The 24,449-nt window shown below is 63.3% G+C and carries 23 protein-coding genes; 7 read left to right on the top strand and 16 right to left on the bottom strand.

Translation table 11 applies throughout. The features are described 5' to 3' along the window. Positions 1 to 65 precede the first annotated feature (65 nt). On the top strand, positions 66 to 1,511 hold the full coding sequence (sbcB, locus tag EL191_RS17360) for an exodeoxyribonuclease I (protein ID WP_041979754.1): 1,446 nt from the start codon (positions 66 to 68) through the stop codon (positions 1,509 to 1,511). A gap of 250 nt (positions 1,512 to 1,761) precedes the next feature. Here sbcB and mvaT read toward each other — a convergent pair whose 3' ends face one another. Then, on the bottom strand, positions 1,762 to 2,136 hold the full coding sequence (gene mvaT, locus EL191_RS17355; protein ID WP_013716731.1) for a histone-like nucleoid-structuring protein MvaT: 375 nt from the start codon (positions 2,134 to 2,136) through the stop codon (positions 1,762 to 1,764). Positions 2,137 to 2,430: 294 nt separating this feature from the next. Here mvaT and purU point away from each other — a divergent pair, with 294 nt between their 5' ends. From purU to EL191_RS17340, 4 genes are all read left to right on the top strand, one after another. Then, positions 2,431 to 3,282, top strand: a complete 852-nt coding sequence (gene purU, locus EL191_RS17350) for a formyltetrahydrofolate deformylase (protein ID WP_013716730.1) — start codon at positions 2,431 to 2,433, stop codon at positions 3,280 to 3,282. 42 nt (positions 3,283 to 3,324) lie between these two features. Next, positions 3,325 to 3,750, top strand: a complete 426-nt coding sequence (locus EL191_RS17345) for a CBS domain-containing protein (protein ID WP_041979756.1) — start codon at positions 3,325 to 3,327, stop codon at positions 3,748 to 3,750. A gap of 10 nt (positions 3,751 to 3,760) precedes the next feature. Further along, a complete protein-coding gene (locus tag EL191_RS24430) occupies positions 3,761 to 3,937 on the top strand; it encodes a hypothetical protein (RefSeq protein WP_164722336.1) in 177 nt (58 codons plus the stop codon). Positions 3,938 to 4,148: 211 nt separating this feature from the next. Continuing rightward, on the top strand, positions 4,149 to 5,633 hold the full coding sequence (locus EL191_RS17340) for a helicase HerA-like domain-containing protein (RefSeq protein WP_041979758.1): 1,485 nt from the start codon (positions 4,149 to 4,151) through the stop codon (positions 5,631 to 5,633). Between the two features lie 184 nt (positions 5,634 to 5,817). On the opposite strand, the gene EL191_RS17335 is transcribed toward EL191_RS17340, so the two are convergent. Next, positions 5,818 to 6,039 carry a hypothetical protein gene (locus EL191_RS17335; RefSeq protein ID WP_013716726.1) on the bottom strand — a complete coding sequence of 74 codons (222 nt, stop codon included), beginning with the start codon at positions 6,037 to 6,039 and terminating at the stop codon, positions 5,818 to 5,820. A 239-nt stretch (positions 6,040 to 6,278) separates the two neighbouring features. Continuing rightward, on the bottom strand, positions 6,279 to 7,154 hold the full coding sequence (locus tag EL191_RS17330) for an aldose 1-epimerase (RefSeq protein WP_041979760.1): 876 nt from the start codon (positions 7,152 to 7,154) through the stop codon (positions 6,279 to 6,281). Between the two features lie 100 nt (positions 7,155 to 7,254). Between EL191_RS17330 and EL191_RS17325 the strand changes: the two genes are divergently transcribed. Next, positions 7,255 to 8,010 (top strand): FadR/GntR family transcriptional regulator, encoded by a 756-nt coding sequence (locus EL191_RS17325; protein WP_013716724.1) that lies wholly within the window; start codon positions 7,255 to 7,257, stop codon positions 8,008 to 8,010. Positions 8,011 to 8,127: 117 nt separating this feature from the next. On the opposite strand, the gene EL191_RS17320 is transcribed toward EL191_RS17325, so the two are convergent. The 6 genes from EL191_RS17320 to EL191_RS17295 all read right to left on the bottom strand — a co-directional run bounded on the left by EL191_RS17320 (position 8,128) and on the right by EL191_RS17295 (position 13,800). Further along, positions 8,128 to 9,033: an EamA family transporter gene (locus EL191_RS17320; RefSeq protein ID WP_013716723.1), complete on the bottom strand. Its 906-nt coding sequence runs from the start codon at positions 9,031 to 9,033 to the stop codon at positions 8,128 to 8,130. A gap of 95 nt (positions 9,034 to 9,128) precedes the next feature. Then, positions 9,129 to 10,409, bottom strand: coding sequence for a TRAP transporter large permease (locus EL191_RS17315; protein WP_017362750.1), 1,281 nt, complete (start codon positions 10,407 to 10,409; stop codon positions 9,129 to 9,131). After that, the gene (locus EL191_RS17310) at positions 10,409 to 10,936 is read right to left on the bottom strand and encodes a TRAP transporter small permease (RefSeq protein WP_013716721.1); all 528 of its coding nucleotides are present in this window, start codon (positions 10,934 to 10,936) and stop codon (positions 10,409 to 10,411) included. The genes EL191_RS17315 and EL191_RS17310 overlap by 1 nt, the downstream gene beginning before the upstream one ends. Positions 10,937 to 10,996: 60 nt before the next feature. Then, a complete protein-coding gene (locus EL191_RS17305) occupies positions 10,997 to 11,971 on the bottom strand; it encodes a TRAP transporter substrate-binding protein (protein WP_041979762.1) in 975 nt (324 codons plus the stop codon). A gap of 76 nt (positions 11,972 to 12,047) precedes the next feature. Beyond that, a complete protein-coding gene (locus tag EL191_RS17300; protein WP_013716719.1) occupies positions 12,048 to 12,923 on the bottom strand; it encodes an SMP-30/gluconolactonase/LRE family protein in 876 nt (291 codons plus the stop codon). A gap of 49 nt (positions 12,924 to 12,972) precedes the next feature. Further along, the gene (locus EL191_RS17295; protein ID WP_013716718.1) at positions 12,973 to 13,800 is read right to left on the bottom strand and encodes an NAD-dependent epimerase/dehydratase family protein; all 828 of its coding nucleotides are present in this window, start codon (positions 13,798 to 13,800) and stop codon (positions 12,973 to 12,975) included. Between the two features lie 374 nt (positions 13,801 to 14,174). Here EL191_RS17295 and EL191_RS17290 point away from each other — a divergent pair, with 374 nt between their 5' ends. Then, the gene (locus EL191_RS17290; protein ID WP_041979764.1) at positions 14,175 to 15,200 is read left to right on the top strand and encodes a LacI family DNA-binding transcriptional regulator; all 1,026 of its coding nucleotides are present in this window, start codon (positions 14,175 to 14,177) and stop codon (positions 15,198 to 15,200) included. A 7-nt stretch (positions 15,201 to 15,207) separates the two neighbouring features. Here the strand turns inward: EL191_RS17290 and EL191_RS17285 are convergent, their stop codons facing one another. From EL191_RS17285 to EL191_RS17255, 7 genes are all read right to left on the bottom strand, one after another. Continuing rightward, on the bottom strand, positions 15,208 to 16,311 hold the full coding sequence (locus EL191_RS17285) for a DUF1513 domain-containing protein (protein WP_041979766.1): 1,104 nt from the start codon (positions 16,309 to 16,311) through the stop codon (positions 15,208 to 15,210). Between the two features lie 3 nt (positions 16,312 to 16,314). Continuing rightward, on the bottom strand, positions 16,315 to 17,379 hold the full coding sequence (locus EL191_RS17280; protein ID WP_041979767.1) for an imelysin family protein: 1,065 nt from the start codon (positions 17,377 to 17,379) through the stop codon (positions 16,315 to 16,317). A gap of 10 nt (positions 17,380 to 17,389) precedes the next feature. Continuing rightward, positions 17,390 to 18,802, bottom strand: coding sequence for a di-heme oxidoreductase family protein (locus EL191_RS17275; protein ID WP_041979768.1), 1,413 nt, complete (start codon positions 18,800 to 18,802; stop codon positions 17,390 to 17,392). Positions 18,803 to 18,949: 147 nt separating this feature from the next. After that, positions 18,950 to 19,729 (bottom strand): hypothetical protein, encoded by a 780-nt coding sequence (locus EL191_RS17270; protein WP_080764284.1) that lies wholly within the window; start codon positions 19,727 to 19,729, stop codon positions 18,950 to 18,952. A 126-nt stretch (positions 19,730 to 19,855) separates the two neighbouring features. After that, a complete protein-coding gene (locus tag EL191_RS17265; RefSeq protein WP_041979769.1) occupies positions 19,856 to 21,820 on the bottom strand; it encodes a HAMP domain-containing methyl-accepting chemotaxis protein in 1,965 nt (654 codons plus the stop codon). Positions 21,821 to 22,263: 443 nt separating this feature from the next. After that, positions 22,264 to 23,643: an ATP-binding protein gene (locus EL191_RS17260; RefSeq protein ID WP_041979772.1), complete on the bottom strand. Its 1,380-nt coding sequence runs from the start codon at positions 23,641 to 23,643 to the stop codon at positions 22,264 to 22,266. After that, on the bottom strand, positions 23,640 to 24,362 hold the full coding sequence (locus EL191_RS17255; protein WP_013716710.1) for a response regulator: 723 nt from the start codon (positions 24,360 to 24,362) through the stop codon (positions 23,640 to 23,642). The genes EL191_RS17260 and EL191_RS17255 overlap by 4 nt, the downstream gene beginning before the upstream one ends. Positions 24,363 to 24,449 lie beyond the last annotated feature (87 nt).

The raw sequence follows: 24,449 nt of genomic DNA, 5'->3' as shown, positions 1-24,449 counted from the left end.
GCAGCGGCTGGGCCGGAGGTGAATGATAGACTGGCAGCAATTTTGCCTCGGGTACGGAGCCGCCAATGACTTCCAGCATCTTCTGGTACGACTACGAGACCACCGGTATCAATCCGCGTTGCGATCGTCCGCTGCAGGTGGCGGGCATCCGTACCGACGAGGCGCTCAACGAGATCGGCGAGCCGCTGAACATCTACTGTCGACCCAGCGACGATATCCTGCCGCATCCCGCTGCCTGCCTGGTGACCGGCATCGATCCGCAGCGCCTGCAGCAGCTGGGCCTGGACGAGGGTGAGTTCATGACCCGCGTGCATGCCGCACTGTCGACGCCCGGTACCTGCGGTGCCGGCTACAACAGCCTGCGTTTCGATGACGAGGTGACGCGCTACAGCCTCTATCGCAACTTCTTCGACCCTTACGCGCGCGAATGGCAGGGCGGCAACAGCCGTTGGGACCTGATCGATCTGGTCCGTACGGCCTACGCGTTGAGGCCCGAGGGCATCGAGTGGCCTGAGGAAGACGGGCGTGTATCACTCAAGCTGGAGCGGCTGACCCAGGCCAACGGCATCGATCACGGCCAGGCGCACGATGCGTTATCCGATGTGCGCGCGACCATCGGTCTGGCGCGCCTGCTGCGTGAGCGGCAGCCTCGGCTCTACGACTTCCTCTATCAGCTGCGTAGCAAGCAGCGGGTCATGGATCAGATTCGCCTGCTGCAGCCGATGCTGCACATTTCCGGACGTTTCTCGGCGGCGCGTCACTACCTGGCGCCGGTACTGCCGTTGGCATGGCACCCACGCAATCGCAACGCGCTGATCGTCTGTGACCTGCAAGCTGATCCAACACCCTTGCTGGACCTGGATGCCGAGGTGCTGCGCAGTCGCCTCTACACGCGCCACGAAGACCTCGCCGAGGGCGAGGTGCCGGTGCCTTTGAAGTTACTGCACATCAATCGCTGTCCGGTGGTCGCACCCTTGTCCGTGCTGCGCGACACGGATCGGCAGCGCCTGCAGCTGGACTGGTCGCACTGCGAGCGTAACGTCGAGATGTTGAGGGGTGCGCAGCCGCTGTGGCAGGACAAGTTGATTGATATCTACCGCGAAGAATCCTTCGCCGCCAGCAGCGACCCCGAGCAGCAGCTATACGACGGCTTTATCGGGGATCGTGATCGCCGTTTGTGCGAGCAGGTGCGTAGTGCTCAGCCTCAGTCGCTGGCCAATGACAAATGGCCATTTGATGATGCGCGACTGCCGGAGTTGTTGTTTCGTTATCGCGCGCGCAACTTTCCCGACAGCTTGTCGTCCGACGAAGGGCAGCGCTGGGTGGATTTCTGTCGGCAGCGATTGAGTGATCCGCAGTTCGGCGCTCCCAATACCCTGGCACAGTTTCATGCAGCGCTGGAACAATTGCGTGCTGACTGCAACCCCCAGCAACTACAACTTTTGCAGCAGTGGCGAGCCTATGCAGAGCAACTGCAGGCGCGTTTGGCTGTGGAGGGGAGCTGTGTTTGACTCGCCGAAAGACGCTCGCACGAGCCGATCGAGCGACTAGGTTTGTCAGTTATTTGTAAGAAAAGTGCAGGCGTTGGGAACTTTCGCTGGCTGCGCATATTGCGTCAGTCAGCATGAGCATGCCGTTGCAAATCGAGTGCACGCATTGGCTGCGTACGGCATTGCACAAAACTGTTTTTCTGTCGAAGCAGAAAAAGATCGGCAATAAAAAACGCCAGCATGGCTGGCGTTTTGTGGCGTCGCTCTGGAGTTAGCCCAGCAGGGTGGCCCAACCCTCGACGACGTCGGCGCCCCACTTGGCTTTCCACTCTTTCAGCGTCTTGTGGTTGCCGCCTTTGGTTTCGATCACTTCACCGCTGTGCGGGTTCTTGTACTGCTTGACCTTGCGTGCGCGCTTGGTAGCGGCAGGCTTGGCAGCGCGAACGCCTTTGCCGGTTTTGGCTTCCGGGTCGAGCAGAGCAATGATGTCGCGCAGCGACTTCTGATATTCGCCCATCAGGGTGCGCAGCTTGCCTTCGAATTCCAGCTCTTTCTTCAGCTTGTCGTCTTGCGACAGGTTCTTCAGGCGTTCTTGCAGTTCTTTGATGGCTTCTTCTGTAGCGCGGTATTCATTGATCAGCGACATGGGCTTTACCTTGGCGTGAATAAGTCTGTGGTAGTGAACAGTGGGGTAATAATAGTCAGGCACTAATAGCAAGTAAACAGTGAAACATGAAATTACTGCAGTGCAATGCAACCCTTTGTGTCGATCAGGCCGAAATTAAATCGACTATTACAAATAGTCCGGGAAGTTTTCAGTGCTCTACAGTAGTGCATTATCCGGGCGGCCGACCCCAGGCGCCGCCGTCGCGCCTACTGCAGTTTTGCCAGCATATCGTTAGAATGGCAGGCTTTATGTGCCGCCATTGGAATCTTAGTTATGCGCACGTTCAGATTGGTCATTTCCTGCCCTGACCGCGTCGGCATCGTTGCCAAAGTCAGTAATTTTCTCGCCACCTATAACGGCTGGATCACCGAGGCCAGTCACCATTCCGATACGCAGAGTGGTTGGTTCTTCATGCGTCACGAAATTCGTGCCGATTCTCTGCCGTTCGATCTGGATGGTTTCAAGCAGGCGTTCTCCCCCATCGCGCGCGAGTTCTCGATGGAGTGGCGCATTACCGATTCGGCGCAGAAGAAGCGTGTGGTGCTGATGGCCAGTCGCGAATCGCACTGCCTGGCCGATTTGCTGCACCGTTGGCACAGCAATGAGCTCGATTGCGAGATTCCCTGCGTGATCGCCAACCATGACGACCTGCGCAGCATGGTCGAATGGCATGGCATTCCCTACTTCCACGTGCCGGTCGATCCTGCGGATAAGGCCCCAGCCTTCGCCGAGGTGGAGCGCCTGGTCAAGGAGCATCGCGCCGATGTCATCGTTCTGGCGCGCTACATGCAAATTCTGCCACCAGCGCTGTGCGCCGAGTTTGCCCAGCGAGTGATCAATATCCATCACAGCTTCCTGCCGTCCTTCGTGGGGGCCAAGCCCTACCACCAGGCCTCGCTGCGTGGGGTGAAGCTGATCGGTGCAACATCTCATTACGTTACCGAAGAACTGGATGCCGGCCCCATCATCGAACAGGATGTAGTCCGCGTTACGCATCGCGACGATATCGAGGAAATGGTGCGCCTGGGCAAGGACGTGGAGAAGATGGTTCTGGCGCGTGGGCTACGCTATCACTTGGAAGACCGAGTGCTGGTGCACGACAACAAGACGGTGGTGTTCGACTGATCTTGCTGCGTGGGCTGGCCCGATGCATAGAGGAGAAAGCCCATGCTCAAGTCCATCAAGGTGCGCGACTACATGACTCGCCATCTGGTGACGTTCCGATCGGATACGGATCTGTTCACTGCCATCAATCGGCTGCTGGAGCACCGGATTTCCGGTGCGCCGGTGGTCGACTCCCAAGGCCACCTGATTGGCCTGCTGTCTGAGGGTGACTGCTTGCGTGGCATTCTCTCCGGTGCCTACTACGAGGCCGTCGGCGGCACCGTCAGTACCTACATGACCACCGCCGTGGAGACGGTCAGCCCGGAGGCGGACATCATCGAACTGTCGGAGCGTTTCCTGCGTGGCCGGCGTCGGCGCATGCCGGTGATCGAGAATGGTCGCCTGGTTGGGCAAATCAGTCGGCATGACGTGCTCCGCGCGGTCAAGGAATTCGCTCAGCACGAGCAGGGCGAACTGAGCGTGGGTTGAGGGTAGAGCGATGAGCGATCCACTGGACAAGGCGACATCCAAGGCGCCGCCGACATTGGGCGAAGGCTGCGTGCGGCGTTACGACCCCGATGCGCTCAGCGACGAGGACGGTACCGAGTTCGCCGAAGCAGCCGAGTTGTGGCCACAGTTGCAGGAGCGGCAGGGGCCGAAGACCGAGCAGGAGTGACGAACGAGAAGGGCGCTGTGGCGCCCTTCGTCATGTCCAGCTGCATATGAAGCGCTGGGCCTGCCGTGATCAGTGAGATTGCAGGTTTTTGCTCGGCTGGTCTTGCGTCTGCATGGCTCTGCAACCAGTCTTGTGTTCCACGGCTGCGCTTGAAGTCCTGTTCGCGGCCGATCACGGCAAACCCGCAGTTAAGCTTCCAGGGGATGGCAAGATGCCTTTGAGTTCGCAGTTCGTATTGGGTGCTGGCAGTGATGGGCAGGCGGTGGGTCAGCCGCTGCGTCTGGGCAATCGTCACGGCCTCATTGCCGGCGCTACCGGTACCGGCAAGACAGTGACCCTGCAACGTTTGATCGAGACCTTCAGCGATGCCGGGGTGGCGGTGTTCGCTGCCGACGTCAAAGGCGATCTGTGCGGCCTCGGTGCCGCCGGCGCACCGCAGGGCAAGATCGCCGAGCGTATCGCCAGCATGCCCTGGCTGAATCACCAGCCGCAGGCCTACCCGGTGACCTTGTGGGACGTGCAGGGCCAGAGCGGTCACCCTTTGCGCACCACGCTCAGTGAGATGGGACCGTTGTTGCTCGGCGCACTGCTCGAACTGACCGACAGCCAGCAGGCCGCGCTCTATGCGGCATTCAAGGTGGCTGATCGGGAAGGTCTGCTGTTGCTCGATCTGAAGGATCTGAAGGCGCTGCTCGGCTACCTGAAGGACAATCCGCAGGTTCTCGGGGAAGATGCTGCGCTGTTCACCAATGCTTCCGCTCAGGCACTGCTGCGTCGTCTGGCAGGTCTTGAGCAGCAAGGCGCAGAGGCGCTGTTCGGCGAGCCGGCGTTGCAGCTCGAAGACCTGCTGCACCCGGATCGTGATGGTCGTGGACGCGTGCACCTGCTCGACGCCACGCGCCTGGTCCACGAAGCGCCCAAGGTGTATGCGACTTTCCTGCTATGGCTGCTTGCCGAGTTGTTCGAGCAATTGCCGGAGCGTGGTGATGCCGACAAACCGGTACTGGCGCTGTTCTTCGATGAGGCTCACCTGCTTTTTCAGGGCACGCCCAAAGCCCTGCAGGAGCGCCTGGAGCAAGTCGTGCGGCTGATTCGCTCCAAGGGCGTCGGGGTGTATTTCGTCACCCAGTCGCCGGGGGACCTGCCGGATGATGTGCTGGCCCAGCTCGGCTTGCGCATCCAGCACGGTTTGCGCGCCTTCACCGCCAAGGAGCAGAAGGCCTTGCGCGCCGTGGCCGACGGCTTTCGTCCGAATCCGGCGTTCGACACCCTTGGCGTGCTGACGGAGTTGGAGATCGGTGAAGCGCTGGTCGGAACCCTGGAAGAGAAGGGCACACCCGCGATGGTCCAGCGCGTGGCCATCGCCCCGCCGCAGTCACGTATCGGCCCTCTCAGCGATGCGGAGCGTTCGGCGCTGGTGCGCCAGTCATCGCTCGCGGGGCGCTACGACAAGCCAATCGACCGTGAATCGGCCTACGAGCTGCTCACTGCCCGAGCTGCTAAGGCCTCCGCCGAAGCGCCTGCGTCCTCGAGTGCTAAGACCAAGGCCGCCGCACAGGAACAAGGGCTGGGGCAGATGGCGGGAGAGATCATCGGTGGTGCGATGAAAAGTGCCTTGCGTCAGGCTGCCAACCAACTTGGTCGGCAATTGGTGCGAGGACTCATGGGCTCGCTGATGGGGGGCAAGAAGCGCTGAGACGGCCGGCACTTGCGCACTGTCGGAAATCCACCGCTTCTTGGCCGAGTGGATTTCCGCTGTAGCAGTCGTGGCGGTAGTGCATCTTTAGCAAGTATGTGAGTGGGTGATACTTGCCCGATAGGTTTCGGGAGTTTTACCCGTGCTGCACACTCTTGATGTTTGAACCCTGGGCTAGCGGTCGTTAGCCGGCGGCTTCGTTGGCAGCTTCCTGCTTTTCCCGGCGTTCTTTCTCGATCTTCTCGATTTCTTTGTCGAAGGCCTGGTCGAGCAGGCTGGGTTTCTTGCGCCAGGGTTTGCGGTCAGGGTCCGGCTGAGCGGCGTAGGTGATGACTTCTCCGCCGTATACATCCTTGTAACGCTGCGCCTGGCGCTCAAGTTCGGCGCGCAGTTCGTCTTTCGTCACGTGTTCTACCTGTATGTTGTGATCGACCCACAGGACACGTGAAACGTCAGGCTTCACTGCTGCGGTCAGGAATCGATCTAGGGGCTTCGCTTTGCTAGACAAGGAGCCGGTTATGCAAAGTTTGCGCTTTGCATCGCCTCCTTTTCTTCGCTACTTGTCTATATGTAACTTTATTGCGAGAAAAGTTGCACTGTGCAACTGGCGATTATTATCGCTAACGCCCCCTGAATGTCCAGTAATCAGCCCGGTAGCGCCTGATAATGCAAGCTGAAACTGAGCTGGCAACTTTGCCCGGGCGCCAGCAACTGCAACCCCGGACGCTGCGGTAGATGATGCGCATTGACCGGGTGGGTGACGGGCTCGAAACAGAAAAAGTTCTGTTCTTGCGGGCAGAACAGCAGAAATACGTCGCTGCCCTGTGCTGTGCAGACGAGTTGATAATCGGCGTCCTGCTGAATGATGCGGGCCTCGCCGGGCCATTGGGTAAAGGCATTGTCGACGAGTTGCTGCGGCAGCAACGTTGGCCCGTTGAAGTTCCAGGCCAGCGGCAACTCGACCCACTGGCTGGAAAGTTTGTCTTCGCCGCATAGCCATACACCCTCGGCTTTGGCCTGTATCCGCGTGTGTGCATTGCGCGGCAGATAAGGGTGCAGGCCGAGACCATACCAGGTGGGCTGCTCGCCAAGATGGGTGGCTTGTAACGTCAGGCGCAGACAGCCGTCTGTTAGTTGAACCTGCAGAGCGGCGCGGTAGGGGAACGGCGACTGGCTGTCGAGTTGCAGGCTTGCGCTGTCGGATGTCACGTCGACTACCTGCCAGGACTGTTGCCAGGCGCTGCCATGAATCGGCAGGGGCTCATGATCGGTATTGGCGCTTAGAGCCTGCCAGCCGGCAGGTGTATCGAAGCCGCCACCCCCGATGCGATTGGACCAGGGAAGTAATGGATAGCACGCCAGGCGCCTAGGATTGGCGGCGGCTAGCGCCTGCTCGTCGCTGTGTCGCAGCAGCGCTCGGCCATCGCTCAGGCGAGTCCAGTTGACCAGGCTTGCGCCCAGTTCCGGGGCGAGGGTCAACTGTGTCAGGCTATCGCTCAGGGTCAGCAGAGTCGTTGCCATTTGGCGCTCCTGGGGCTGTAAATGTCGGGAATTCGTAGTGTCATCGTACAACTGCTGGGCTATCATTACCGCAAAGCCTCAAGTCGAGAATTCGTCCACCATGGAAACGCAAAACGCTCAACCTCGTGCTCGTCGCAAGCACCGCAGCCTGGCCCAGGAGTTGGTGGCCGAGCTGTCGCAACGCATTCGCGATGGGCATATCAAGCGCGGTGAGAAGCTGCCGACGGAATCGGCGATCATGGAAGAGCAAGGCGTCAGCCGTACCGTGGTACGTGAAGCGTTGTCGCGTTTGCAGGCCGCCGGACTGGTGGAGACCCGCCACGGCATCGGCACCTTCGTGCTGGATACCCCCAGCGCCAGTGGTTTTCGCATCGATCCGGCGACCATCGTCACCTTGCGCGACGTGCTGGCCATTCTTGAATTGCGTATCAGTCTCGAGGTGGAGTCTGCCGGGATGGCGGCTGCACGGCGCAGTGATGCGCAGCTGAAGGCCATTCGTGAAGCGCTGGATGCCATCAATGAGAGCGCCGCGCATGCCAGTGATGCAGTGTCCTCGGACTTTCATTTCCATCTGCGCATCGCCGAGGCCACCGGCAATCGCTATTTCACCGATATCCTCAGCCATCTCGGCACCAGCATAATCCCGCGGACCCGGGTCAATTCCGCCGGCCTGGCACGTGACGATCAGACCCATTACATGGCGCGCCTGGAGCGTGAGCACGAGCAGATCTTCGAAGCCATCGCGCGTCAGGACGCCGAGGCGGCGCGAGCGGCCATGCGCTTGCACCTGACCAACAGTCGCGAGCGCCTGCGCCAGGCGCACGAAGCGGCCGAGGCTGAAGCACTGCACGGCTGATACTGGATCAACGAGCGCGGCGGCCTTGGGCCGCCGCGCTCGTTTTAGCAGTGAAAAAATACGGGTGCGCATGGGCTTCTCGGCAGCCTCTGGAAACGTAGGTGTTTTCAAGGGCCGCTAGCGGCGATAGGCAAGGGCTACGATTCCGCCTACCACGATCAAGCCGCCGACCACCTGCAGAACCCCCAAAACCTGACCCAGGATCAGCCAACCCAGGACCATCCCTGCCACCGGCTCCATGTTCATCACGGGAGCGTTACGCGCGATGTTCAGGCGTGGCATGCAGATGAACAGAGTGGAGAAGGCTGCACCATAGAGCAGCACCAGGCATGCCAGTGCGATCCAGCCGACGCTCGCACTGGGCAGGCTCAAGCCGCCCGGAATCAGGCCGCTGGCGCCGAGCAGGGTGGAGGCGCTGAACACTACCGCCAGGGTCAGCATGCTGCGTACCGAGCCGGCCAGGCTGGAGAGGCGGTGCTCGGTGATCCACAGGGCGACGGCAAACACCCCGGCAGCGGTCAGGCTGAACAGAATGCCGGCGATCCATTCGCCATCCGGCGCGGCGCTGCTGCTCAGGCGTCCGGGAACGTCGAGCACCAGTACCAGACCGAACAGGATAACGCCCATGATCCCCAGCGCCTGGCGCGTCGGTGCCGGGCCGCCGAGCGCCCAGGTGAGCAATGCCAGAAGAATCGGCGACAGGTTCACCACCAGCAACGCCAGTGCCACCGGGATGCGTGCCACGGCCGAATAGATGCAGAAACTCTGGATGGCGATCAGCAGGCCCAGCAGGATCTGCCAGCCCCAGGTGGCCCGCCCCAGTTGCAACGACTCGCGTCGCCACAGCACCAGCGCGACCAACACCAGCAGGGTCACGCCGGCGCGCGCGAGCATCGCCAGGAGCAGTCCTGTGTCGTGGTCGAAGGCGATCCGCGCGGCGATATGGTTGCCGGCGAACGAGCAGGCCAGCGACGCGAGGATCAGAACGGCGATGTGACGGGGAAATGGGGTGGAACCTTGCATGACGTAAATCCTGTCTTGTCATGGCCTGCAATCAGGCCCTAAAGCAAAACGCCGCCCGGTTGGGCGGCGTTTCGTTCAATGCCCCGGGTTGGCTGTCAGAGCACCACGCTCGGCAGCCACAGCGAGATAGCGGGGATATAGGTAACGGCCATCAGCACGGCGAACAGCGCGAGGTAGAACGGCAGCAGGGCCTTCACGGTGCTCTCGATGCTGACCTTGCCGATGGCGGCACCGACGAAGAGTACCGCACCTACCGGTGGCGTGATCAAACCGATACCCAGATTGACCAGCATGATCATGCCGAAATGCACCGGGTCGACGCCAAACGAGGTCACCACCGGCAGCAGGATCGGGGTCAGGATCAGGATCAGCGGCGCCATGTCCATCAGCGTGCCGAGGGCCAGCAGCATGAAGTTCACGCACATCAGGATCACGTAGCGGTTGTCCGAGAAGGTCAGGAACGCGGTGGTGATCTTCGACGGAATCTGCATCAGGGTCATGATGTAGCCGAAGCTGGCGGCGAAGGCGATCAGGATCATCACGATCGACAGCGTGCGCACCGTGCGATGCAGCATCTTCGGCAGCTCACTCCACTTGTAGTCGCGGTAGATGAACATGGTCACGAAGAAGGCCCAGACCACCGCGACTGCCGCCGACTCGGTGGCGGTGAATACGCCACTGAGGATGCCGCCGAGGATGATGACCATGGTCATCAGGCCCCATAGTGCCTCGGCGCAGATCTTCAGCGCCTGGCGCAGCGGAATCACTTCACCTTTCGGGTAGTTGCGTTTCTTGGCGAACCATAGGCACAGCGCCGCCATGGTGAAGCTCAGCAGCAGGCCAGGACCGATGCCGGCGACGAATAGCGCGGCGATGGACACCGTACCGCCAGCGGCCAGTGAGTAGATCACCGAGTTGTGGCTGGGCGGGGTGAGCAGCGCCTGTACCGAGCCGGAGACGGTGACCGCGGTGGAAAACTCGCGCGGGTAGCCTTTCTTTTCCATTTCCGGGATCAGCACCGAACCGACCGAGGCGGTGTCGGCCAGGGAGGAGCCGGAGATGGCGCCGAAGAAGGTCGAGGCGGTGATGTTGACCAGCGACAGGCCGCCGCGGACGAAGCCCACCAGTACCCCGGCGAATGCCACCAGGCGCCGAGCCATACCGCCTTCGGCCATGATCGCGCCGGCCAGGACGAAGAACGGAATGGCCAGCAGGGAGAATTTGTTCACGCCGCCGGCGATCTGAATCATCACGGCGTGCAGCGGGATGTCGATGTACCAGGCGCCGATCAGGGTGGCCAGGCCAAGGGCATAGGCGACCGGGACGCGCAGCAGGATCAGGGCAATGAAGCTGCCCAGCAGAATGGCGGCATCCATTACACGGACTCCTTGGAATCTTCGCAGTTCTCGTAATCGACGACGCGACGCTTGTGCTGGTCGCCGTAGAGCAGTTGTTCGATGACGAACAGCAGGGTGATCAGGCCGCCAAGGGGAATCGGAGCGTAGCTGATACCGACGCGCATCCAGGTCAGCGTGCTGAGGTACTGATTCCAGGTGGCGACGCAAAGCTTGTAGCCCCAGATCAGCATGAACAGGGCGATGGCGCCCATGGCCAGGCGTACGAACAGGGTGAGGAAGGGTTGAGCGACTTCGGGAAGACGATCGCTCAGCACCTGTACGGCCATGTGCGCACCGGCGCGGTAGCTGGCTGCGGCGCCGACGAAGGTGAACAGCACCATCAACAGGATGGCGATGGGTTCGGGCCAGCCCAGGCCCTGACCGAGTGCGTAACGGCTGAACACGCCCCAGGGGATGATCAGGGCCATGATCACGATCGCCAGGCCAGCGGTGGTGATACAGGCACGGTAGATGACGTCATTGACGCCCAGAACCAGGTTTTTCATGAGACTTCACCGGTGGCGCGGCGCGGGCAGGGTTGCCGGCGCCGCGCGCTTGCGCGTGGATTACTGAACGGCTTCGATGCGCTTGATCAGATCGGCGAACTGCGCGCCGTACTTCTCACGTACCGGGGCGGTAGCGTCGTAGAAGGGCTTGGTGTCGACTTCGATGAACTCGACGCCTTCAGCCTTGAGCTTCTCGTCGCTGGCCTTTTCCTTGGCAACCCACAGGTCGCGCTCTTCCAGCTGGGCCTCTTTGGCCAGCTTCTTGACCAGGGCCTGCTGCTCGGGGGTGAGCTTCTCCCAGGTGGTCTTGGACATCAGCAGCGGCTCGGGGAGGATCAGGTGATGGGTCTGGGTGTAGTACTTGGCCGCACGGAAGTGGTTGTGCTCGAGCAGGGTCGGCGAGTTGTTCTCGGCGCCGTCGATCACACCGCTTTGCAGGGCGCTGAAGATTTCACCGGTGTCCATGGCGATGCCATTGGCGCCCATGGCGTTGAGGGTGTCGATGAACAGCGGGTTGCCGATCACGCGGATCTTCATGCCCTTGAGGTCTTCCAGCTTGCGTACCGGCTTCTTGGTGTAGAGGCTGCGGCTACCGGCTTCCATCCAGGCCAGGCCAACCATGTTGAAGTCGGAATTGGTGATGGCGTCGAGGATTTCCTGACCGATTTCGCCGTCGACTACCTTGCGCATGTGTTCGATATCGCGGAACACGAAGGGCATGTTGAAGACGTTGGTGGCAGGCACCACCGGGCCAACCGAGCCGAGGCTGACGCGGGTCAGCTGGACGGCGCCGATCTGGGTCTGTTCGATCACTTCCTTCTCGGAACCCAGCACACCGCCTGCGAACATGCGGGACTTGATTTCACCATTGGTGGCGGCTTCCAGTTTCTTGCCGAGGTGCTCCATGGCGACTACGGTCGGGTAGCCGGCAGGGTGGATTTCAGCAATCTTCAGGGTCGTCTCGGCCTGTACGAAGGAAGACAGACCGAGCGCTAAAGGAAGTGTGGCGAGAAGCAACTTGCGTTTGAGGTTCATGCGGAAAGCTCCGTCTTGTTGTTGTTGGTGAACAGCAGTGCAGTCCGGTGCCGCGAACGGCCCGGGGTGAATCGGATCAGGGTTTGAAGGCAGGCTCCTCGATACCGCATACGCCCGCCTGCAGGGCGAAAACGCCGCCGGCCAGTGGCTGGTCGGAGAGGTCGCCGCCGGGGCGGATCGAGGTGACGAACAGGGTGTCCAGATTGGCGCCGCCGAAAGCGCACATGGCGGGCTTCTTCACCGGCACGGCCAGCGAACGGTCGAGGCGGCCATCCGGGGTGAAGCGATGGATCAGGCCTGCGTCGTTGCCGCAGATCCAGTAGCAGCCGTCGACATCCATCGCGGCGCCGTCGGGGCGGCCTGGATGCTGCTTCATGTCGATGAACAGGCGACGGTTGTGCGGCGTACCGCTGTCGGTGTCGTAGTCGAAGGCCCAGACGCTCTGCACGGTCGGGTGCGAGTCGGAGAGGTACAGGGTGCGGCCATCGGGGCTGAAGGCCAGGCCGTTGGGCACGATGAAGTCATCGAGTACCTGTCGCAGCTGGCCGTCGTAGCGATACAGCGCCCCGACGCGTGCGCCCTGGGCCATGTCCAGCAGCATGGTGCCGGCCCAGAAACGGCCCTGACGGTCGCAGCGGCCATCGTTGAAGCGCATTTCCGGGCGGGCGTGTTCGACGGTTGCCAGGCGTTCACCCTGTACCTTGCCGTCGTCCTGCAGGCGCAGGTGGAAGATGCCGCTCTGCATGCCGGCGAGCCAGCCGCCAGCCGGATGCATGGCGATGCAGGCGAGCATTTCCTCGGCCTGCCAGCTTTGCGTCTGGCCAGTGGCGGCAGACCAGCGATACAGGCGTCCGGCAGGAATGTCGGCCCAGTAAAGGGCCTGCTCGGCTGTGTTCCAAACCGGGCTTTCGCCCGTGGCGTTGCGCGCATCGACAATCAGTTCGGCTGTCATGGCAGGGGCGCTCTAGTTGTTGTTATGGCTTGGGCGGCGAGGTGATGCTTCAGTCGTCGCCGAACGGGCCGGCTGCAACGAAGGCGCCGCCCTGGTAAATACGTGCTGGGTCGTCAGCGGCCGGCATCGGCTGCGCTTCGACCTTGTCGCGAAACATTTCCGAGCTGTCCTTGGGCTTGAAGCCCAGGTGCGCGGCCTGGCTGTTGTCCCACCACACCTCGCGGTTGTTCGACATGCCATAGACCACGGTGTGGCCTACGTTCGGGGCGTACAGGCAGCGTTCGAGCAGGTGGGTGAGGTCGTCGTAGCTCAACCAGGTGCTCATCATGCGGCGGTTGGCTGGCTCGGGGAACGAGGAGCCGATGCGGATGCTGACGGTCTCGATGCCGTAGCGATCGAAATAGAAGCTGGCCATGTCTTCGCCATAGGACTTGGACAGGCCGTAATAGCCATCCGGGCGACGCAGGCTGTTGGCGTCGAGGTGTTGGTCTTGCTTGTAGAAGCCGATGACATGGTTGGAGCTGGCGAACACCACGCGTTTCACGCCATGGCGACGGGCCGCTTCATAGACGTGGAACACGCCACAGATGTTGGCGCCGAGGATTTCTTCGAAAGGGCGCTCGACCGAGACGCCACCAAAGTGCAGGATGGCGTCGACGCCTTCGACCAGTTGATGCACCGCGGCCTTGTCTGCCAGGTCGCAGCGCACCACTTCTTCATGGGGGCCGGCAGCAGGGGCCATTTCGCCGATGTCGGACAGGCGCAGGATGTTCGTGTAGGGGCGCAGGCGTTCGCGCAGTACCTTGCCCAGTCCGCCGGCGGCGCCGGTCAGCAGCAGGCGATTGAAGGGGCGCAGTTCGCTGGAGGTCGTGGTCATGGCGGGGCCTGGACTCTTGTTGCTTGTTGTTATTGGTTTGTCATACGTTGTCGTATGACTTGAATCGATTATCAGCACCCGCCCGAGCAATGTCAACGTGACAGTGGGGGAAAATTGAGGGCTCCGATTCGGCTGTCGTTTGGCTCGTCACTTGCTGTAAATAGCGGTGGCGGGCCAACTTAAATTTAGAATGAATGGCTCTATTACGGCACTTTATCCCGCTCGGGCGAAATATTCACAAGGCGGGGCGGTGGCTCTGAGCGGATGCCGGGGCATCATCATTTCGGCGTCTTTGACTAAAGTTGTATGACAACGTATCTCGATAGGTAGATAAGCCTGGCGCGGCAAGGCGCTCGAGTGACTGGAGGCGTGACATGGGCAGGAAACCTGCCGGTATTCGCAGCAGTGCGGCACCGACGCTGATCGATGTCGCCAGGGTGGCGGGGGTGTCGCCGATTACCGTATCGCGCGCGCTCGGCCGTCCCGAGGTGGTGACCGATGCGACTCGCAAGCGCGTGCTGGAGGCGGTGCGGGCGACGGGCTATGTACCCAACCTCGCCGCGGGCTCTCTGGCATCCAGTCGTAGTCGGCTGGTGGCGATTTTCCTGCCGACCATCGCCAACTCGATTTTCGCCGACACCGTGCAGGCACTGACCGACCGCCTGGCTGCAGCCGGCTATCAGACCCTGCTGGGCCTGACCGGCTATCGCCCGGAGCAGGAGGAAGCCTTGCTCGAAGCGGTGCTGGGGCGGCGCCCGGACGGCATCGTGCTGACCGGTACCGAGCACACCCAGGCGAGCCGCGAGCGCCTCGCGCGGGTCGGTATCCCGCTGGTCGAGGCCTGGGACCTGTGCGAGCACCCGGTGGACATGCTGGTCGGCTTCTCGCACGAGGCCGTCGGTCAGGCGGTGGCGCGCTACCTGCTCGGCAAGGGCTACCGCCGGGTGTCGGCGGTAGGTATCGATGATCCGCGTGGCTTGCGTCGCTATCGCAGCCTGGTTGCGGCGCTGCAGGAGCACGTGGCTGCACCGGTGGCGGCGCAGATTCTGCCTGCACCGGCGACGCTCGCGGTTGGTCGCGAGGGGCTGGCGCGCCTGCTGCAGGACGGCGCTGCCGGTGAGGTGGTGGTGTGCAGTTCCGATACGGTGGCGCAAGGGGTGATGGCCGAGGCGCTGAGCCGTGGCTTGCGTATCCCCGAGGATCTGGCAGTGATGGGCTTTGGCGACCTTTCCAGCGCGGCGCATACCCATCCGCCGCTTTCCACCGTGCGGGTGGACGGGCCGCGTATCGGCTGCGCCATTGCCGAAGCGCTGCTGGCGCGTATTGCCGAGCCGGCGGCTGCGCGCCAGCCGCTGCGAATGGATGTGGGCTTCGAGCTGATCGAGCGCGGTAGTGCCTGAGCCCGGCTCAGGCCAGGCGCAGGTGGTTGTCCCACAGGCCGGCCGGTAGCTGCAGGGCGCTGGTGACGATGCGCGCGCCGCGGCAATCGTACAGGCGGCAACGGCCCTGGCCGGAAGTGACGACGAAGCCATCGGCCACCGCGCCGACGCCTGCGCAGTCAGGCAGCGGCACGTCGAGGCGCACTTCGGCGCTGTCCAGGTCCCAGATGAAGAAACGGTTGCCGCGCGGTGCGGTCATCGCCAGCAGGCGCAGCTCGTCGTGGATGGCCACGCTGGCGGTGTACTGGTTCATGGCCGTACGCTGCGCCTCGCCGAGGGCGAAGGGCTGGTAAGGCTGGCCGGGGCGCTTGATCGCCAGCAGCGGTACGGCATCGTGCATGTCGCCCATGTACTGCTGACCGCTGACCACGGTACCGTCGCGGGCCACGGCCAGGTGACGGATGCTGTTGCGCTGGTCGGCCAGATACTCCTGGCTGACCAGGCTGCCGTCGCGCTGCATCAGCACCAGGCTGGCCTGCATGGCATCGAGGTTCATGTCGACGCGGCTTTCCGCTTCGGTGCGGATGCCGCCATTGGCCACCACCAGGGTTTCGCCATCGGGCATCCACAGCAGTTGGTGCGGGCCAACGCCGTGTGTGCCGTGTTCGCCGTCGCGTTGCAGTCGCTCAGCGTCCAGGCGATAGACGCCGAGGACGCCGCGGCCGGGTTCGGTGGTGTCGTTCTCGGTGGTGTACAGCCAGTCGCCGCCCTGGTGGAACACCGCGTGGCCGTTGAAGTGGCGCCCGGATGGCGAGCTGAGCGTTTGCAGCAGGCGGCCGTCGCGGGTGTCGATCAGGTAGCTCTCGGTGCTCGGGCGGCGGCCGACGAACAGTGCCAGCGGCAAGGTAGGGTGCGGCACCACATCGTGGCAGCGTTCGTTCACCGCGGTGGCGAAGGCGCGCTGACCGTCCAGGCGATAACCGACCGCATAGTGCTTGCCATCGGCATCGTCACGGGCCGACAGCAGCAGCGGTTGCCCCGAGGGGCCGAACAGCGTCCAGCCGCCGAATGCGCCCGCAGCCGCCAGGCTGGCCGCTGCAGCACTGAGGCCGAGGAAGGTTCTGCGTTGCATCCGTCAGTCCCCGTCGTGGGCGTTGAAGCCGATCTGTACGCCGAGGGCCTTGGCCAGCTCGCTTTCCTGCAGGCGGTGCAGGCGATTGAGGCTGTCGTACAGCTCGTTCAGCTGCTTGCGGCCGGCTTCGCTGGCCAACAGTTCGGTCAGCGGCAAGTCGAAGGCGGCCAGACGCTGGCGCGTGTCGAGGTAGGCGGCGTCGATGCGTTGCGCCAACTCGGCCTGGTCACTACCCAGCAGCGATTGCAGACCATCCTTGTTATTGCCGTGCCAGAGCAGTTCCGCGCTGGCCAGTGCCGAGCCGAGGTTGGCCAGGCTGGCGCTGCTGCGCCAGGATTCGGCCTGGTAGGGCTGGGGGATGCCCTTGGTCTGGCGGCCGAGCGGCGCGCCGAGCTTCTTCTTCAGGCCGTCGATGCCGCTGACCTGAACGCGCAGCAGTTCAGCCACCGCTTCCTTGGAATCGGCGTAGCGCTCGTTGGGGAACTGCTTGAGCTGCGCGGCCATCCCGCTCTTGTCAGCCTGCCATTGCGCCACGATATCGGCGGCCAGGGCCTGCTGATGCTGACCGATGGCCTGCAGCAATGGGCAGTAACGGGCTTTCTGCTCATCCTGGGTCAGGTCGATGTCGGCGTCGAACAGCACGTACTCGGAGGCGGTCAGGCCCTGCACCACGACACTGGCGCTGGCCAGGTCGGCCTGGGTCAGTTGCGGTTTGCTCTTGAGCAGCGCCTCGACCTGGCGCTGCACCAGGTTCTTCTTGTCCGGCCAGAACTGTACCTGCCAGGCGCGGTTGCCCTCGGCCAGCGGGCCGAGCATCAGCGGTTGCAGCGCCGACCAGGCGCTCATAGCGCCGAGAAAGGCCTGGCGCGCGGCGGGCAGATCGGCGTTGCCGGCGCAGAAGGCCGCAGCACGTTCGGCCAGTTGGCGATCCGCTTCCTGCCAGCTGTTATAGGCCGGCAGAAGCACGCCGTCGGTGAGGGCGCCAGTGACCTTGGCGGTCTGATCCTGCTGGCCGCAGCCGACCAGGGCCAGGCCGAGCAGGGAGGCGATCAGGCTCTTGTGCAACATCTCGGGCTCCTTAAAGGGAATTGAGGAAGGCGAGCAGCGCGGCTCGCTCATCGGCATCGAATTTCAGCACCTGCTGCTTGGCCGCTTCGGCCTCGCCGCCGTGCCAGAGTATGGCTTCCAGCAGGTTGCGTGCGCGACCGTCGTGGAGAAACTGGGTGTGGCCGTTGACCGCCTGGGTCAGGCCGATACCCCACAGTGGCGGTGTACGCCACTCCTGGCCGCTGGCGAGGAACTCCTCGCGGCCATCGGCCAGACCTTCGCCCATGTCGTGCAGGAGCAGGTCGGTGTAGGGGCGGATCAACTGATTGGCCAGTTCCGGCTCGGCGGCATCGGCCGAGGTGGTGAAGCTGGGTGTATGGCACTTCTGGCAGCCGGCCTGGTGGAACAGGCTCTTGCCCTTGAGCACTTGCGGGGCGTCGACGTTGCGCCGCGCCGGCACGCCGAGGTTACGGCTGTAGAACAGCACGCTGGCGAGGATGTTGTCGCTGACCTCCGGCTCGCCGCCATGGGGCGCGGCCAGGCAGTCGGCCTGTACGGCGGTGCAGTTGTCGTGCGGTATTAGCGTGGTGGTCAGGCCCATGTCATTGGCGAAGGCGTCGGCATTCTGCTGATTGAGGTTGGGCTGGCCAGCCTTCCAGCCGAAACGGCCGAGTACGCTGCGTTGCTGCTGGCGGTCCCAGACGATGTTGGGGCGTCCGGAGATGCCGTCACCATCGGCGTCATCCGGGTCGGCTGCGGCTAGGATGTCTTGCTCGGCAATGGCTTCGAGCAGGCCCAGGCCGATCATCGGCGGGGCGATGCGGGTGGAGAACAGGGTGTCCGGGTGCATGTCGCCGTAACCGAGCTGGGTGATCTCCAGTTGCGGTTTGCGCAGCTCCACCAGCGTGCCGTCGGCGAAACGCACCGGCACGCTGCTGTAGTTCACCCGCACCTTGCCCTCCGGGGCCACGCCGGGATTGGCCATGTCCTGCAACTGGGCGCCGTAGGTGGGCTCGGCGACTACGCCGTGGCGTTGCAGCTGCTCGGCATGCTCGGGGCCGGCCGGGATGGACAGGCGCACCAGCATGGAGGCTGCGCTGAGTGCATTCGGCTCGGGCGGATGGCCGCGACCGTCCTTGAGGTGGCAGTTCTGACAGGCGTTGGTATTGAACAGCGGGCCCAGACCGTCGCGCGCGGTGGTGGAGGCGGGTGCCGGAACCCAGGGGTTGCGGAAGAAGCTGTTGCCGACCGAGAAGTCCAGACGCCGGCTCGGCGCCAGGTTGGCCGAAGGCTGGGAGAACGCGTTGTGATCGAACTTGCGCACCGTGGCCGCGCCGGCGGAAAGGGCTTCGCCGGGTTCTGCCGCCGTGAAGTTCGGTTGCTGCTCGCAGGCGATCAGGGTCAGGGCCAGAAAGGGTAGCAGGCAGCGCTGGAGCGGCGACATCGAGGGACTATCCGGGCAGGCAGGAAACGGGGCGGCAAGATTATCAGGCTAACGAAATTTAAATAAGATCAATTAGCGTTATCCAGGCGTGGCCAGAGGTCGCGGGCAACTGCGTCATTTACCTGAATGGCGCAGTTGCAGGGCCTGTCAGGCGTTGGCCCTGTGCACTGCGATAAACCATTTCGGCTGCATGGCGGTGAAGTCGGTACGCACGTTGGAGGGTAGATAGCTGGCCGAATCCAGCACGTGCATCTGGCCGGCCGTGCGTTCGAATACCACCCAATGCCAGAAGTCGCGACCGTTTTCCTGGTGGTGCTTGATGGCCAGCAAAGCCAGGTCCGGCAGGGCCTCCCAGGAAATGAAAGGCGTCTCGCCGGTTGCCGCCCTCGCGCCGCCGCTGGCGAGCAGGCGGCGCACGTACTGGGTATCGGACCACAACGACTCGTCTTCGGCATGAATGCCCATGGCATTGGCGACGGCCTTCATCTCGGCGTAGCGCTTGCCAAGGATGTTGGCGACCGCGGCGATGCCACAGCCGCTGACTTCCTCCTGCACCACGCAGGCAGGCGCCTGTTCGGCGAGGTTGGCCTGCGGCACCCAGCCAGACTCGGCAGTCGCTTCGCGTGTGCACCACAGCCAGCCGTTGAGGTGGCGCGACGCGATCAGTCGTTCGCCAAGTTGCACGTCGAGTTCACGCGCGGTGTAGGCCTCACGAGCCCGGGCGTGCGGGGCGTCGAGCCGTTCGATGACTTGCTCCGGCACCCAGCCAGATTCCTGGCCCGGCGTGCTGCAGAAGAGCCAGTTATCCCAGCCTTCATCGCCCCGGTACGCCTCGCCGACCGTCAGCGGCGCGCCCTCGGCAAAGGTGATCGGATTGGGAAACTCGCTGGTGTGGGGCGTGGTGACGATGAAAATCCGCGGGGTCATGTGCGTCCTGCCAAAGCTGTCCGTTGCGTTCGGGCGACAGGGTATCGGCAGGCTTGTCGCTGGGGAAGGGGGCTGGAGCTTCGCCGGTGAGCGGTGCGGCCCGATGCGTACATCGGGCCGCGGGGCTCAGGCGCTGACCCGGAAGCGGTTGACCTGTTGTTGCAGGTCGCTACCCAGACGTGCCAGGTCGACGCTGGCGGCCGAGGTTTCCTCGGTGGCTGCTGCCGACTGTTCGGCGATGTCGCGGATATTGGAAATGCTGCGGTTGATCTCCTCGGCCACCGAGCTCTGTTGTTCGGATGCGGTGGCGATCTGCTGGTTCATTTGCTGGATACGCGACACGGCCTCGTCGATCAGCGTCAGTGCAGTGCCGGCCTGGCGCGCGGCGTCCACGGTATCGCCGGCCATGCTGCGGCTTCTGTTCATCACGCCCACGGCATTTTCGGCGCCACTTTGTAGGGCTTCGATCAGTTGTTCGATCTGCTGGGTGGATTCCTGCGTGCGGCGCGCCAGAGCCCGTACCTCGTCGGCGACCACGGCGAAGCCGCGGCCGGCATCACCTGCACGCGCGGCCTCGATCGCGGCGTTGAGTGCGAGGAGGTTGGTCTGCTCGGCGATGCTCTTGATCACGTCCAGCACGGTGCCGATGTTGGCGCTGTCGCCCTTGAGGCGACCGATGGCTTCGGCGGAGGCCTCAACCGTGTGTGCCAACTGCTCGATGCTGGTGATGGCCTGCTGCACTACGGTGCCGCCCTGGCGTGTCTGTTCCTCTGCGTCGCTGGCCGAGGTGGCCGCGTTCTCGGCGTTGCGTGCGACGTCCAGCACCGTAGCCGCCATCTCGTTCATGGCGGTGGCAACCTGCTCGGTCTCCATGCGCTGCTCGGTGACCCCGGCGCTGGTCTGCTCGGTGACTGCCGACAGCTCTTCGGCGGCGGTGGCGAGTTGGGTGATGCCTGCACCAAGTCTGCCGATGAGGTCGCGCAGGCTCTCGGTCATGGTCTGCATGGCCTGCATCAGCTGGCCCAGTTCGTCGCGGCGTTCGCTGCGTACATCGAGTGTCAGGTCGCCACTGGCGACCTGACGCGCGACAGCGACGACGCGTTGCAATGGGCCGACGATCACCTGGGTAATCAGCAGGGCGCAAAGCACACCGAGGACGAACGCCGCCACCGCCGCCAGGATGATCATGTGCTTGGCGTCGTTGGAGTCGCTCTCCAGCAGGGTGCGTTGCAGGCCCAGCGATTTGCTGGAGGCCGCCGCGACCTCGCGGGCGCGTTCGGTCATCGCCTGCTCGGACTGGTCACGGGCTTGCAGGCTGGCGCGCATGCTCTTGAATTGCTCGCGGTATTCGCCGAGCGAACGCATGGCTTCGTCGAGCGTCTGGCGCGCCTGCGTATCCAGGGTCAGGCGCTGGAGTTTCTCGCCGTTGCTTGCCAGCGACTGGAAATGTTCATCCAGCTTGCTGGCATAGCTGTCTTCGCCGCGCAGGAGGAAATCCTTCTCCCTGCGCCTGGCTTCGAGCAGCTCGGTGGACAGGGTGTTGGCCAGGTTGGCGTGATCCAGCAGTTCGATACTGCTGGTGTCGTTGGTCTGGCGAATCTGCTCGACGGCGGCCTGGCGCAGTCGTTCGGCCAGTGACTCGAAACGTTCGAGCGCTGCCCTGGCGGAATCTTCCATGGCCTTCTGAACCTGCTGGTTGCTGTTGGTGGTTTCCTGCAGGTGGAGCAGTTCCGCGCGGTAGCGCTCGACGTCTTCCTTGATCTGACGCATCAGCGCCTTGTTCTCCGGCAATTGCAGGCGCGTTTCGCTGGCTTGGGCCTGGGCGCCGATCTCGTCGGCAAGGGCGACGGCCTGGTTCAGGTACTGGGTTTCCCCGCGGATGATGTAGTTCTTTTCCTGTTGCCGGGCCTGGGTCAGCTTGCTGTCGATGGCGTTGACGCCCAACAGGTTGTCGAAGCGGGTCAGGCTGGTTTCCAGTGCCCAGTGGCCTATCCAGGCGATGCACAGGGTGATGAGCAGGATCAGGCCGAAACCGGCCATGAGTTTCTTACGGACACTCAGGTCAAGCAGCACTCTAGCAAGCGTATTCATGACAACTCCTTGTGACGCGTTCTCGTAGAACCTGTGGTCTGCAGCGGGCATGGCTGCCTCAAGGCGATGGGCAGGCATGCGTGGCGATGTGTGCAGCGGTGCCTAGATGACGAGTGAATTGCGCTGGAGAAGAGCTGGCCGGGCGTTCGGCCAGGCGTTGAGGGCGGAGGCTCGTGCAGGTTTCCGGGGCGTCGCTGGCGGCAGCGAGTGGCTTGGGCGTTGCCGGAATGCCTACAAGCGGGCGGGTAAGGCTCGACACTCGAAGTGATCTGGCGTCAGCAGAATATCAAGCCACGGCGTGATGGCAATATGATGTTACTTGTTTTGTTGAAAAAATGACGCCGACCTATTGGCAGTGTATTGGGGGAATTCAAGCCTCTCGCCGTTGAAGGGCTTGTTTGTCTCTGGGGTCGAGGTAAACAGCGACCGCAGCAATGCAGCCATCAACCCTGACGGGGCAGGTCGAGTATCGCCAACAGCCCGCCGCCTTCGCGAGGTTGCAGGGTGAGGCTGCCGCCATGGGCGCTGGCGATCTGTCGGGCAATGCTCAGGCCGAGGCCGTAGCCGGCAGTGTCTTCGCTGCGTGCTTCGTCCTCACGATAAAAGGGTTCCATGACACGTTCCAGCAACGCCTCGTCGATACCCGGTCCACGGTCGGCGATGCCGATGTGCAGGCGCTCGGCGCTGTCGTCGAGTTGGACTTCGATGATGCCTCCGGCGTGCCGCACGGCATTTTCCAGCAGGTTCTGCAGGCAGCGGTGCAGGCCGCTGGCGTGGGCCACCAGCGGGCGTGCGCTGCCATGGATCGCCACCTCGGCACCGAGATCATGAAAATCCGCCTGCAGACCCTGCAGCAGCGCATTGATATCCACCTGCTCGCGAGCGTCGTCCAGCTCGCCGCTGCGCAGGAAGTCGAGGCTGGCCGAAACCATCTGCTCCATGCGCTGCAGGTCGTCGCGAAAGCGCTGGCGGGTGCCTTCGTCGGCGAGCATTTCGGCGCGCAGACGCAGGCGCGTGATCGGCGTGCGCAGGTCGTGGGAGACGGCCGCGAAGAAGCGCGTGCGCTCGGCAATGCTGTCGATCAGGCGGCGCTGCATGGCGTTGAATGCCTGCGCGGCCTGGCGTACCTCGCGTGGGCCTTCGACCGGTAACGGCGGGCGATGGATGTCCTGTCCGAGCGCTTCGGCAGCGCCGGTCATGCGTTGCAGCGGGCGCATCACCAGGCGCACGGCGAGCAGGGCGATCAGCACCACCACGACGATGCGCAGCAGGTAGATGCGCGTCAGGTAGTCGAGCAGCAGTGACAGCGGCGGGGTATTGGTCCAGCCCTGTTCCTCCGTGACTTGCAGGTAGAGCTGCGGGCCGCTGGGCAGTTGCAGCTCCACCAGAAAGCGGCCGCTGGCCGTGCCCGTGCCGAACAGCACCGGCAGGCTGGCCGGGTGGCCGTGCTGATCGAGCACCTCGAGGCTCAGCAGGCGCAGTTGGGGAGCGGCGCCGGTACGTTGCTCGACCACTTCGCGCAGCAGCGTTTCGCGATCGCGGTCGGCCTTGTCCAGTGCCGACGTGCTCGGCGGGCGTTCGAGCAGGCGAAAGTCATCGGCCTGCAGCGCACGAATCAGCGCCATGGCCTGCTGCGGATCGTGCCGGTCGAGCAGGATCAGATCGGCCAGGCGTGTCGCCAGCAGGCGGGTGGGAATCTCCAGCACCTGGCCATGGCGCACTTCGTACCAGATGCTGCTGGTGAGAACCTGCGCGGCGAGCAGGCCGGTCACCAGAATCAGCACCAGGCGACCGGACAGCGAGTCGGGCCAGAAGCGCTTCACCCTTGCTCCACCTCTTCGACGGTCAGTGCATAGCCCTCGTTGCGCACGGTGCGGATCAGCCTGGGCGCACGCGGATCGTCTTCCAGATGCTGGCGCAAGCGGCTGATGCACACGTCGATGCTGCGGTCGAAGGGCGCGCGTTCCTTGTCGAAGGCATGGCCGAGGAGGAAGTCGCGGCTTAGTGGACGGTTGGGGTGTTGCAGCAGCAGACGCAGCACGCGGTAGTCGGAATTGCCGAGGCTGATCACCAGGCCGGCGGGCGAGCGCAACTGCCGCGTGGCGGTGTCCAGGCGCCAGCCGGCGAAGCGCAGGGTGGTGGCCTCATCGAGGCGGGCGCGATCGGGGAAGCTCTGCGTGCGGCGCAGCACCACCTTGATCCGCGCCAGCAGTTCACGTGGGTCGAAAGGCTTGGGCAGGTAGTCGTCAGCGCCCATCTCCAGGCCGACGATGCGGTCGACCAGGGTGCCGCGCGCGGTGAGCATGATCACCGGAATGTTGCTGCGCACGCGCAGCTCGCGGCACAGGCTCAGGCCATCTTCGCCGGGCAGCATCAGGTCGAGCACAACCAGGTCGATCAACTGCTCCTCTAGGCGCTTGCGCATCTCCACGCCCTGGCTGGCCACGCAGGTCTGGTAGCCGGCATCGCTGAGGTAGGTGGACAGCAACTGGCGAATCTCGGGGTCGTCATCGACGATGAGGATGTGATCCGGTCGGGACATGGGCATCACCTGTGGGCGGGACGAGCACCTTACACCGGTGTCGTCAGGCAAATGTAATGGAATGTTGTGGTGCGCATGGACATGCGA

The sequence above is a fragment of the Pseudomonas mendocina genome, assembly GCF_900636545.1.
GTDB lineage: Bacteria > Pseudomonadota > Gammaproteobacteria > Pseudomonadales > Pseudomonadaceae > Aquipseudomonas > Aquipseudomonas mendocina.
The sequence above is the reverse complement of the archived record's forward strand: the minus strand, read 5'-3'. Positions and strand labels throughout refer to the sequence as shown.